This window comes from Chelativorans sp. J32 (genome assembly GCF_000518985.1).
Classification (GTDB): Bacteria; Pseudomonadota; Alphaproteobacteria; order Rhizobiales; family Rhizobiaceae; genus Chelativorans.
The window spans coordinates 217,154-228,492 of sequence record NZ_JAEQ01000004.1 but is presented as its reverse complement, the minus strand read 5'-3'; the positions used below and the strand labels follow the sequence as shown (position 1 = coordinate 228,492).

The window sequence follows — 11,339 nt, the reverse complement described above, 5'->3', positions numbered from 1 at the left end:
GGCGAGAGTGAGGCGGAATCATTTCCACCGGCCAAAGTGGTGAGGTTTCTTATCGGTTTCGGGGCAAGTTGAAAACCCGCCCGGCAAGTTGTGGAGCCGGCTCCGCAAGCACTGTCAACCATTCCCGCAACCCCTGTCATATGAATGCAAAATTTCGCGTGACATTGAGTCAAAACTTGGTCTAATGTACCCACCACAAAACAAGAGGGTGGGACAATGAATCCGCCCTTACTACGCGGTCAAAAGTCTTGGGAGGATACGGTCCTGGCGCGGTTTCTCGCAGCCGCCGTTTAAAGAAACGGAAGCGGATCGGACGCGTTCTAGTTGCAAGGCTTTTGCCTTGCTTTTTTTTTGCAGAAACTTCCTAGCGGAATTCAGGGACGACCCGGGGAATGTCGTCGATCGTGTAGCCGAAGACGCGCGTCACGACGTAGAAGGCTGCAAAGATGATCAAAGTCAGCACCGTCGTGCGGATCAGCGCGCGCATCATATGCGGCCCGCGCGGCGCGCTCGAGGTCGTTCCGAGCACGACGTCCTGCTCATCATCTTGGGTGCGCAGCCCGATCGGCAGCGACACGAACAGCATCAGCCACCAGATGATGAAAAAAACCGCAACGAGCGATATCCAGCTCATTTGAACTCTCCGTAGGCGACCGGCGGTAAGGTTCCAATGGCCGCTGCTGCTTCCATACGCATCGATAAGGCCGCCAGATGATCAATCCCAGCCTGGATGTGACGCAGCCGTCCCAACAAGCTGTCTTCCAATCCGTCCTAAATACTCTCTAGGTCTGCCCATTGAAATCGCTGGCAGCGCGGCGTGCCGTCACACCTGCTCAAGCTCGACCAGCGTTCCGGAGAAATCCTTGGGATGAAGGAAGAGCACCGGGTTGCCATGAGCGCCGGTTTTGGGTTCCCCATCCCCCAGTACGCGGGCGCCGCTTGCCAAGAGGCGGTCACGTGCGGCGCGGATATCGTCAACCTCATAGCAGATGTGGTGCATGCCGCCCGTCGGGTTTCTTTCTAGAAACGCTGCAATGGGCGAATTCCCGCCAAGCGGTTCGAGCAGTTCCACTTTGCTGTTGCCGAGGTCGATAAAGACCACCGTCACGCCATGATCCGGCAGAGCCAAAGGAGGTGAGACGTCGGCGCCGAGCAGGTCGCGATATCGCGCCGCAGCCGCTGCCAGATCCGGCACCGCGATCGCCACGTGATTGAGCCTGCCCAGCATTGCTTCCCTCACTGGGTAACGAATACCGTCACAATGGGCTTCTTGCCCCAGGCATCGTTCGCCGCCGCGCGAACGGCGCGCCGAACCGCCTCTCCCACAAGATCAAGATCCCTGCGATTGCCGCGGGGTATGCTGCGCACCGCTCCGATGGCTGCGTCCAGCATGATGTCCTCAAGTGGCTCGCCTGCCGCGTCCGCATGCGCAACGCCGATTGCCACAAGGTCCGGATCGCCTGCGAGGTCATAGCGGTCATCGAGCACCACGTTCACAGCGACATGGCCCGCGAAGGAAAGCTTGCGCCGCTCGCGGACACCCACCGTCTCATCCGTGCCGATGACCTTTCCGTCGCGATAGATGCGGCCGAAAGGAACCTGGTCGATGATCTCGGCAGGTCCGGGCGAAAGCCGCAGCATGTCTCCATTCCTGACCTGGACCACTTCCGGGATACCGGACATAGCGCCCAGGGATCCCTGTGCGACGAGGTGAGCGGCCTCCCCATGCACGGGAACCAGGATGCGCGGCTTCACCCAGTCATACATCTGCTTCAGCTCGCTCCGGCGCGGATGGCCGGAAACGTGGACCAGCGCGTCGCCATCCTCGATCACCTTTACTCCCTGCTCGATGAGCTGGTTTTTGATGGTGAGAATGGCCTTTTCGTTCCCGGGAATGACGCGGGAGGAGAAGACGACGGTGTCACCGGGCGAAAGCGCCACATTGCGCATCTCGTCGCGGGCAAGCTTGGCGAGCGCCGCGCGCGGTTCGCCTTGGCTTCCGGTGCACAGGATGACCGCATTCTCGCGGGGAATATACCCGAAATCCTCTTCCGAGAGAAAAGGCGGCAGCCCATCCAGATAGCCCAGTTCGGCAGCCACATCGATGACGCGCTGCAGAGAACGGCCAAGGACAAGCACCTGCCGGCCCGCGTCGCGCGCCGCTTCCGCGATGGAGCGGATACGGCCCACGTTGGAGGAGAAGGTGGTGACGGCGACACGCCCCGACGCCTTCTCGATAACCTCTTTCAATCCCTTTCCAACATCCTGCTCCGACGGGGAAACGCCTTCGCGGAGCGCGTTCGTGGAATCACAAACCAGGGCGAGCACGCCCTTTTCGCCCAATGCGCGGAAACGGTTCTCGTCCGTCTTCGGCCCCAGTTCGGGCGCCGGATCGATCTTCCAGTCGCCAGTGTGGATCAGCGTTCCCGCCGGCGTGGTAATCGCAAGCGAGACGGGCTCGGGAATGGAGTGGGCGACCGCAATCGCCTCGATCTTAAAGGGGCCGACGGTGAACGTCTCCCCGGCCCTGTAGATCGTAACCGGCACCTTCGGCGCATTCGTCTCCCCTTCCCGCTTGGCCTCGAGCAGTCCGGCGGCAAAGGGCGACATCCAAACATTTGCCTTCAGCCGTGGCCAAAGATCCAGCAGCGCGCCGTAGTGGTCTTCATGGGCATGGGTGATGATGATGCCCGCGAGATTGGGAAGCTGTTCCTCGACGAAGCGGGTGTCCGGCAGAACGAGATCGACCCCTGGCAGGTTCTCGCCGGGGAAGCTCACCCCACAATCGATCATGATCCAGGAGCGGTTGTCGCGCGGCCCGTAACCATAAAGGGCCAAATTCATTCCAATCTCGCCGACTCCGCCCAATGGGCAGAAAACCAGTTCCGCTTCGCCGGATGCCACGCCCTCTCCTTTTCCTATTCCCTCACTGACGCCACGGCGCCAAAATGCACATCACCCGCGGCAATCAGGAGCCGCGATCCATCATCTTCCCTTACGACGAACCGGCACTGGTCGTCGATTGTTTCAAAGGTGCCGCGCACCACGCGCCCGTCCGCCCGTACAGAGACCATAGAGCCGAGACCTGCGGCCTGCTCGAGCCAACGGTTGCGGATGGCTGACATCCCTCCCGGTCCTCGCCAGAGATCGAAATTGTCGACCCAGGCCGCCGAAAGCGCTTCGAATACCCGCTCGGCATCACAGTCGACGCCGAGCGTCTGCAGAGAGGTTGCGGGATAGGGCGTGTCGACCGGATGCGAAACAATATTGACGCCGATCCCGATAGCCACCGCAAACCGCCCTTGGTCCAGGACAGAGGATTCGAGAAGGATGCCGGCTAGTTTGGAACCATCGGCGAGCACATCGTTTGGCCACTTGAGCTCAAAACGGTTGCGCTTCCCCTTCTCTTCGCCACCATCAATTCCGATGCCGAGTCGGGCCGCCGGCGCCACTTGGCGCAGCGCATCCGAAAGCGACAGGCCCGCGACGAAGCCGAGCGTCGCGGCCATGCCTGGCTCGATCCTGTCGGCAAGAAGCAGGGTGGCTGCGAGATTCCCGGGAGGCGTGGCCCAGGCGCGGCCACGCCTCCCGCGCCCGCTTGTCTGGTTTTTCGAGACGATCCAAAGCTTTCCTGGATCGCCTTTCAGCGCAGCTTCAAGTGCCAGCGCGTTTGTGGAACCCACACTCTCATGCGCTTCAAGCCGGTAGTCGGCGACAGAGGCCGAGGGTGCAAGCGCAAACATTTCAGAAGAACGTCATCGCCGCGGCTTCCGCCAAACGGCCCAAAGGTCCGCCAAAAAACACGTAGAGGAGAACGAAGGCGCCCGAAAGGGTGAGCACAAAACGCAACTCGCCTGCCATGGACTGGAACGCGCCGACGGACTCGTCGAACCACATGATCTTGATGATGCGGAGGTAATAATAGGCCGCAACGACGGAGGAGAGGACGCCGATGATCGCGAGGGGAACCAGCCCGGCATTGATCGCCGCCAGGAACACGTACCACTTGGCCCAGAAACCCGCGAGCGGTGGGATGCCGGCCATCGAGAACATCAGGATGGTCATGACCGTCGCCATGACCGGATTGGTGGAGGCGATGCCCGCCAGATCCTCGATCTGTTCCACATTGGTATCGTTTCGCCGCATCGCCAGGATGAAGGCGAAGGTGCCGAGCGTCATCGCCAGATAGATCAGCATGTAAATGATGACGCCGCGGACGCCGGCCTGCGAATTGGCAGCAAGTCCCACCAGCGCAAAGCCCATATGGCCAATGGAAGAATAGGCCATCAGCCGCTTGATGTTGCGCTGGCCGATGGCGGCAAAGGAGCCGAGCAGCATCGAAGCGATCGAGATGAAGACCACGATCTGCTGCCAATCGATCGCGATCGGCTCGAATGCCTGCATCGTCACGCGGACGAGAAGAGCAATGGCAGCCATTTTGGGGGCAGCCGCGAAGAAGGCCGTTACCGGCGTTGGCGCGCCCTCATAGACGTCGGGCGTCCACATATGGAACGGCACCGCCGAGATTTTGAACGCAAGACCGGCGAGCACGAAGACCAGACCAAAGACGAGGCCAAGCTGCCGCTCACCGCCATTGGAAAGCGCCGTGGCGATCGCTTCAAAGCCCGTGTTGCCGGTGAAGCCGTAGACTAGGGAAACGCCGTAAAGCAGCATGCCTGAGGAAAGCGCGCCCAGGACGAAATATTTCAGGCCAGCTTCCGTTGCGCGCACGCTGTCGCGGTTGATCGCAGCGACCACATAAAGGGCGAGCGATTGCAGCTCGAGGCCAAGATAGAGCGAGATCATATCGTTGGCCGAGACCATGAGAAGCATGCCGAGCGTCGATAGCATGATCAGGACCGGATACTCGAACTTGTCGAACTTCTCGGCCTTGGCAAAGCCCACGGACATGATGAGCGTCACGACCGCGCCAACCAGAGTCAAGAGCTTCATGAAACGCGAGAAAGCGTCGCTGATGAAGGCGCCGCCGAATGCCTCGCCATCGGCGGGGAAGATGATGGTCCACGCGATGACGGCGAGGAAAAGCGCCACGGCAAGACCCGTGACGGTGTTGTTCGCCTTCTCATTCGAGAAGACGCCGATCATCAGCAGCACCATCGCGCCTACGGCAAGCGCCACCTCGGGAACCGCGAGGGCCAGGCTCGAAGCGAGATCAAAGGTCATTGCGAGGTCTTCCCGTTCAATTTAGCGCCGCTTGCGCGGATGAAAGCGATGCGCTGACATGGTCGAGCAGCGCGCTCACCGAAGCCGTGGTCGTATCGATCAGCGCGGAAGGATAGATGCCGAAGAAAATGACCAAGGCCATAAGCGGATAAAGGATCGTTTTCTCGCGCAGCGAAAGATCCGTAAGGCCTTTCAAGCTCTCCTTCGTCAGCGCACCGAAGATCACGCGCCGATAGAGCCACAGCGCATAGGCTGCCGAAAGGATCACGCCCGTAGTGGCGAAGAAAGCAACCCAGGTATTGACCCGGAAGGCCGCGAGCAAGGTCAGGAATTCGCCCACGAACCCGCTGGTGCCAGGCAGGCCCACATTCGCCATTGTGAAGAGCATGAACGCGACCGCATATTTCGGCATGTTGTTCACGAGGCCGCCATAGGCGGCGATCTCGCGGGTGTGCATGCGGTCATAGATCACGCCGACGCAGAGGAACAGCGCGCCCGAGACCAGACCGTGGGAGAGCATCTGGAAGATGGCTCCCTGCACGCCCTGCTCGTTCATGGTGAAGATGCCCATGGTCACGAAGCCCATATGGGCGACGGAGGAATAGGCAATAAGCTTCTTGATATCCTCCTGCATCATCGCCACCAGCGAAGTGTACACGATGGCGACGACCGAAAGCGTGAAGACGAAGGGCGCGAGATCCGCCGAGGCGACAGGGAACATGGGAAGCGAGAAACGCAGGAACCCGTAACCGCCCATCTTGAGGAGAATGCCGGCAAGGATGACCGAACCGGCCGTCGGCGCCTCCACGTGAGCGTCCGGCAGCCAGGTATGCACCGGCCACATGGGCATCTTCACCGCGAAGGAGGCGAAGAAGGCAGCCCATAGCCAATACTGCATCTGAACCGGGAAGGCGTGCGTCAACAGCGTCGGGATATCCGTCGTGCCGGCCTGCCAGAACATGGCCATCATGGCCAGCAGCATCAGCACGGAGCCCAAAAGCGTGTAGAGGAAGAACTTGAAGCTCGCATAGACGCGCCGCTTGCCGCCCCAGACGCCGATGATGATGAACATCGGGATGAGGCCCGCCTCGAAGAACACGTAGAAGAGCACGATGTCGAGCGCGCAGAAAACGCCGATCATCAGCGTTTCCAGGATCAAGAACGCGATCATGTATTCCTTGACGCGGTTCTCGATGGTTTCCCAGCTCGCCAGGATGCAGAAGGGCATCAGGAACGTCGTGAGGATGACGAACAGCATCGAGATGCCGTCAACGCCCATATGATAGGAGATGCCGGAGTCGAGCCACTCCCGCTTCTCCACCATCTGGAAGCCCGGATTCGAATAGTCGAACCCAATCCAGATGAAGAGGGACAGGATGAACGTGAAGACCGTCGTCAGCAGCGCAACATTGCGGATATTGCGGCGCGCGCTCTGCCCGTCATCCCTGATGAGCAGGATGAGGAAGGCACCGACCAGCGGCAGAAAGGTGACCGTGGAAAGAATGGGCCAATCGGTCATGGTTTAGAACGAGCTCCCAAGCATCATCCAGGTCACGAAGGCGGCGACGCCGATCAGCATCGCAAAGGCGTAGTGGTAGAGGTAGCCGGTCTGCAGCTTGACCACGCGATTGGCGACATCGACCACGCGGGCGGAAATGCCGTCCGGGCCCAGGCCATCGATGAACCAACCGTCGCCCTTCTTCCAGAGGAAGCGGCCGAGGCGCTTCGCCGGGCGCACGAACAGGAAATCGTAGGCCTCGTCGAAATACCACTTGTTGAGAAGGAAGGCATAAAGCCCGCGATGCCGCTCGGCGAGCCGCTTCGGGCTTTCCGGCGAGCGGATGTAGAACTGCCAGGCGATCAAGAGGCCGAGAAGCATGGCCACGAAGGGCGAGAACTTGACCCAAAGCGGCACGTGGTGGAACTCCTCGAGGATGTGGTTCTCCGGAAGCGTGAAAAGCGTGCCCTTCCAGAAATTCTCGTAGCCAGCGCCGATGAAGAAGCCTTGGAAGACGAGGCCGGCAAAGATCGCGCCGATGGCCAGCAGAAACAGAGGCACAAGCATCACATAGGGGGATTCGTGCACGTGGTGCATGACGTCGGCGGAAGCACGGGGCTTGCCGTGGAACGTCATGAAGATCAGCCGCCACGAATAGAAGCTCGTGAACACCGCCGCGACGACCAGGAGCACGAAGGCAATGGGCGCCACGGCATTGTGGCCCATGAACGAACCTTCGATGATAGCGTCCTTCGAGAAGAAGCCTGCGGTGCCGATGAGCGTGCCGGGGATGCCGACGCCGGTCAAAGCGAGGGTACCGATCACCATCATCCAATAGGTCTGCGGGATGAGCCTTCTCAGGCCGCCCATCTTGCGCATGTCCTGCTCGTCGGAAACGGCATGGATCACGGAGCCCGCGCCCAAGAAGAGCAGCGCCTTGAAGAAAGCGTGGGTGAAGAGGTGGAAGATCGCCGCGCTATAGAAGCCGGTCCCGAGCGCCACGAACATGTAGCCGAGCTGCGAGCAAGTCGAGTAGGCGATTACGCGCTTGATGTCGTTCTGCACGAGGCCGACGGTGGCTGCAAAGAACGCAGTGATGGCGCCGACCGCGGTCACTACCGTCAATGCGGTCGGCGACAGCTCGAAGATTGGCGAGAGACGCGCCACCATGAAGACGCCGGCGGTCACCATGGTCGCCGCATGGATGAGCGCTGAAACCGGCGTCGGGCCTTCCATGGCATCCGGGAGCCAGGTGTGGAGCGGCACCTGCGCCGACTTGCCCATCGCGCCCATGAAGAGGAGCAGGCAAACGATGGTCAAGGCTGCATGAGGATCGAGCGCGTAGCCGAGGAAGGTGAGCACCGGCTGCGCGGCTTCAGCGGCGCCCTCCGAGGGCATGAACGCGGCCGTGTTCGCGAAGATCGTGTCGAAATTGACCGAGCCGAAAAGAACGAAAATCCCGAAAATGCCGAGCAGGAAGCCGAAATCGCCCACACGGTTGACGATGAAGGCCTTCATGGCCGCCGCATTCGCGGAAGGTTTTTTGTACCAGAAGCCGATTAGAAGATAGGAGGCGAGGCCCACCCCTTCCCAGCCGAAGAACATCTGCACCAGATTGTCGGCGGTCACCAGCATCAGCATGGCAAAGGTGAAGAGCGACAGATAGGCGAAGAAGCGCGGTCTGTCCGGATCGTGGTGCATGTACCCGATCGAGTAGATATGAACCAGCGCCGAAACCGTGTTGACCACCACCAGCATCACGGCGGTGAGCGTATCTATCCTGAGCGCCCAGTCGACATCGAGCGCACCCGAGGAGATGAAGCGCAGGAGCGGGACGGTGAAAGCCTCGCCATCGCCCAACGCGACGGTGAAGAAGGCAATCCAAGAAAGCACGGCAGCGATCACCAGGAACCCGGAGGTGATCAGCTCCGACCCTCTTGCCCCGATGGAACGGCCGAACAGCCCAGCAATCAGGAATCCCGCAAGCGGAAGGAAAACAATCGCTTGATACATGATGTCCCTCTAGCCTCAGCCCTTCATCGTGTTGATGTCTTCCACCGCGATCGAGCCGCGGTTGCGGAAGAAGACCACCAGGATGGCAAGCCCGATTGCGGCCTCGGCCGCAGCGACGGTGAGCACGAACAGTGCAAAGACCTGCCCCACCAGATCGCCCAGCACCGCCGAGAAGGCGATGAAATTGAGGTTCACGGAAAGCAGGATGAGTTCGATCGACATCAGGATGATGATGACGTTCTTGCGATTGAGGAAAATGCCGAAGACGCCGAGCGTGAACAGGACGGCCGAAACGGTGAGATAGTGCGCAATACCGACTTCCATTGCTTCAAATTCCCTCGCCCGTTTCCACCTTGCGAATCTCGATTGCGGTCGCCGGTGTGCGTGCCACCTGGGCGGCAATGTTCTGCCGCTTCACATTGGGCTTGTGGCGGAGCGTCAAAACGATCGCCCCGATCATGGCGACGAGCAGGATCAGTCCCGCGACCTGGAAGAAGAAAAAGTAGTTCGTGTAAAGGATATCGCCCAAGGCGGCCGTGTTGTGCCGCTCGGCAAGTGCCGGTGCCGGCTGGGCGATGTCGGCGGCAATCTCCGGCGAAAAAGCATATCCGCCGAGCACCACGATCAACTCGACCGCAAGTATGATGCCGACTGTCGCGCCGATCGGCGCATATTGCAGCGCGCCCTGCTTCAGCTCGGCAAAATCGACGTCGAGCATCATGACGACGAAGAGGAAGAGCACGGCCACCGCGCCCACATAGACGATGAGGAGAATCATCGCCAGGAACTCGGCGCCTGCGAGCAGGAACAGTGCCGCCGCATTGAAAAAGGTCAGGATCAGATAAAGCACCGAGTGCACCGGATTGCGTGCGGAAATGACCATGAAGGCCGCCGCAACCCCGATGAAGGCGAAGAGATAAAAGAAGATCGCCTCGAGTCCTGTCAGCATCGATACCCTCGGTGTTTTTCCTGGCCACGGCTGCCCGCCGCGGCTTCATTCCGCCCCGATTGCCGGCCCTCTTAAAGGAGCGCCCCGCCCTCGTCTACTCCTGCAAGCCCCGCCTGCTCAGCGATATGGCGCATCAAGCGCGATGTTGCGCGCAAGCTCGCGCTCCCACCGGTCGCCATTCGCAAGCAGCTTTTCCTTGTCGTAATAGAGTTCCTCGCGCGTTTCCGTCGCGAACTCGAAATTCGGCCCTTCAACGATTGCATCCACCGGGCAAGCCTCCTGGCAGAAGCCGCAATAGATGCACTTCACCATATCGATGTCGTAGCGCACGGTGCGGCGCGTGCCATCGTTGCGGCGCGGGCCTGCCTCGATGGTGATGGCCTGCGCCGGGCAAATCGCCTCGCAAAGCTTGCATGCGATGCAGCGCTCTTCCCCGTTGGGGTAACGGCGTAGAGCGTGCTCGCCACGGAAGCGCGGCGAAAGAGGGCCCTTCTCATGCGGGTAGTTCAACGTCGCCTTCGGCGCGAAGAACTGCCGCATCGATAGGACCATCGCACCGAAAAATTCCTTCAGAAGAAGGGATTTCGCAGCTTGGGCAAGAGCCGACATCATAATTCTCCGGCAAATCGTGACAGGCGGCTACTCATGCCAGCCCCGTGAATTTCAGGAATGCGGCAGTCGCCACCACCATGAAGAGCGAGATCGGCAGGAACACCTTCCAACCGAGCCGCATCAGCTGGTCGTAACGGTAGCGCGGCACGAAAGCCTTCACCAAGGCGAACATGAAGAAGACGGCCACCACCTTGAGCACGAACCAGACAACGCCCGGCACCCACGTGAACGGCGCGAAGTCGAAGGGCGGCAGCCAGCCTCCGAGGAAGAGGATGGTGGTGAGCGCGCACATGAGCACGATGGCGACATACTCGCCAAGGAAGAAGAGCAGGAACGGCGTCGAGGAATACTCGATCATGTGGCCGGCGACGAGCTCCGACTCAGCTTCCACCAGGTCGAAGGGCGGGCGGTTCGTCTCGGCCAACGCCGAGATGAAGAAGATGATGAACATCGGGAACAGCGCCAGCCAGTGCCAATCGAGGAACGTATTGGGCAGGCCCACCATGGTTCCGATACCGTCACGCTGGGACAGAACGATATCCGTCAGGTTGAGCGAGCCGACGCACAGCAGCACGGTAACGATGACGAAGCCGATCGAGACTTCATAGGAGACCATCTGCGCGGCCGAGCGCAGCGCCCCCAGGAAGGGATATTTCGAGTTCGACGCCCAGCCGCCCATGATCACGCCATAGACTTCGAGCGAGGCGATGGCGAAGACGTAGAGAATGCCGACATTGATGTTGGCGATGGCCCAACCCTCGTTCACCGGGATGACGGCCCAGGCGGCGATCGCAAGTGCGGCAGCAACCAGCGGCGCCAGCAGGAACACGCCCTTATTGGCGCCGGAGGGGATGACCGGCTCCTTGAAGACGAATTTGAACAGATCCGCAAAGGCCTGGAACAGGCCCCAGGGACCGACCACGTTCGGACCGCGGCGAAGCTGCACGGCAGCCCAGATCTTGCGGTCGGCATAGAGGATATAAGCTACCCCAACGAGCAGGATGACGATAAGCGCCACCGACTTGAGGAGGATCAAGAGGCCGGGAAGAACGTAGAGCGTGACAAAGGATTCCATCGTTTCTC

At 60.4% G+C, this 11,339-nt stretch carries 11 protein-coding genes; all 11 read right to left on the bottom strand.

The features are described from left to right. Positions 1-364: 364 nt before the first annotated feature. The 11 genes from CHEJ32_RS0108400 to nuoH all read right to left on the bottom strand — a co-directional run bounded on the left by CHEJ32_RS0108400 (position 365) and on the right by nuoH (position 11,331). Positions 365-634, bottom strand: a complete 270-nt coding sequence (locus CHEJ32_RS0108400) for a DUF1467 family protein (RefSeq protein ID WP_028033476.1) — start codon at positions 632-634, stop codon at positions 365-367. 189 nt (positions 635-823) lie between these two features. After that, complete coding sequence (gene mce / locus CHEJ32_RS0108395) at positions 824-1,228, bottom strand: methylmalonyl-CoA epimerase (RefSeq protein WP_028033475.1); 405 nt, start codon at positions 1,226-1,228, stop codon at positions 824-826. Positions 1,229-1,236: 8 nt separating this feature from the next. Beyond that, positions 1,237-2,904: a ribonuclease J gene (locus CHEJ32_RS0108390; RefSeq protein WP_028033474.1), complete on the bottom strand. Its 1,668-nt coding sequence runs from the start codon at positions 2,902-2,904 to the stop codon at positions 1,237-1,239. A gap of 14 nt (positions 2,905-2,918) precedes the next feature. After that, positions 2,919-3,743, bottom strand: a complete 825-nt coding sequence (locus tag CHEJ32_RS0108385) for a biotin--[acetyl-CoA-carboxylase] ligase (protein ID WP_028033473.1) — start codon at positions 3,741-3,743, stop codon at positions 2,919-2,921. Between the two features lies 1 nt (position 3,744). Beyond that, on the bottom strand, positions 3,745-5,184 hold the full coding sequence (gene nuoN, locus CHEJ32_RS0108380; RefSeq protein WP_028033472.1) for an NADH-quinone oxidoreductase subunit NuoN: 1,440 nt from the start codon (positions 5,182-5,184) through the stop codon (positions 3,745-3,747). Positions 5,185-5,200: 16 nt separating this feature from the next. Then, positions 5,201-6,703, bottom strand: coding sequence for an NADH-quinone oxidoreductase subunit M (locus CHEJ32_RS0108375; protein ID WP_028033471.1), 1,503 nt, complete (start codon positions 6,701-6,703; stop codon positions 5,201-5,203). A 3-nt stretch (positions 6,704-6,706) separates the two neighbouring features. After that, positions 6,707-8,695, bottom strand: a complete 1,989-nt coding sequence (nuoL, locus tag CHEJ32_RS0108370; protein WP_028033470.1) for an NADH-quinone oxidoreductase subunit L — start codon at positions 8,693-8,695, stop codon at positions 6,707-6,709. A 15-nt stretch (positions 8,696-8,710) separates the two neighbouring features. Further along, entirely contained in the window at positions 8,711-9,019 is a 309-nt protein-coding gene (nuoK, locus tag CHEJ32_RS0108365; RefSeq protein ID WP_028033469.1) for an NADH-quinone oxidoreductase subunit NuoK, read from the bottom strand. A 4-nt stretch (positions 9,020-9,023) separates the two neighbouring features. Continuing rightward, on the bottom strand, positions 9,024-9,644 hold the full coding sequence (locus CHEJ32_RS0108360; protein WP_028033468.1) for an NADH-quinone oxidoreductase subunit J: 621 nt from the start codon (positions 9,642-9,644) through the stop codon (positions 9,024-9,026). A 117-nt stretch (positions 9,645-9,761) separates the two neighbouring features. Beyond that, positions 9,762-10,253 carry an NADH-quinone oxidoreductase subunit NuoI gene (nuoI, locus tag CHEJ32_RS0108355; protein WP_028033467.1) on the bottom strand — a complete coding sequence of 164 codons (492 nt, stop codon included), beginning with the start codon at positions 10,251-10,253 and terminating at the stop codon, positions 9,762-9,764. A gap of 34 nt (positions 10,254-10,287) precedes the next feature. Beyond that, positions 10,288-11,331, bottom strand: a complete 1,044-nt coding sequence (gene nuoH / locus CHEJ32_RS0108350; RefSeq protein ID WP_028033466.1) for an NADH-quinone oxidoreductase subunit NuoH — start codon at positions 11,329-11,331, stop codon at positions 10,288-10,290. Positions 11,332-11,339: the final 8 nt, after the last annotated feature.

Coding starts and splice junctions, on each gene's coding strand:
- CHEJ32_RS0108400 (WP_028033476.1), bottom strand. CDS start 634: ATGAGCTGGATATCGCTCGTTGCGGTTTTTTTCATCATCTGGTGGCTG.
- mce (WP_028033475.1), bottom strand. CDS start 1,228: ATGCTGGGCAGGCTCAATCACGTGGCGATCGCGGTGCCGGATCTGGCA.
- CHEJ32_RS0108385 (WP_028033473.1), bottom strand. CDS start 3,743: ATGTTTGCGCTTGCACCCTCGGCCTCTGTCGCCGACTACCGGCTTGAA.
- nuoN (WP_028033472.1), bottom strand. CDS start 5,184: ATGACCTTTGATCTCGCTTCGAGCCTGGCCCTCGCGGTTCCCGAGGTG.
- CHEJ32_RS0108375 (WP_028033471.1), bottom strand. CDS start 6,703: ATGACCGATTGGCCCATTCTTTCCACGGTCACCTTTCTGCCGCTGGTC.
- nuoL (WP_028033470.1), bottom strand. CDS start 8,695: ATGTATCAAGCGATTGTTTTCCTTCCGCTTGCGGGATTCCTGATTGCT.
- nuoK (WP_028033469.1), bottom strand. CDS start 9,019: ATGGAAGTCGGTATTGCGCACTATCTCACCGTTTCGGCCGTCCTGTTC.
- CHEJ32_RS0108360 (WP_028033468.1), bottom strand. CDS start 9,644: ATGCTGACAGGACTCGAGGCGATCTTCTTTTATCTCTTCGCCTTCATC.
- nuoI (WP_028033467.1), bottom strand. CDS start 10,253: ATGTCGGCTCTTGCCCAAGCTGCGAAATCCCTTCTTCTGAAGGAATTT.
- nuoH (WP_028033466.1), bottom strand. CDS start 11,331: ATGGAATCCTTTGTCACGCTCTACGTTCTTCCCGGCCTCTTGATCCTC.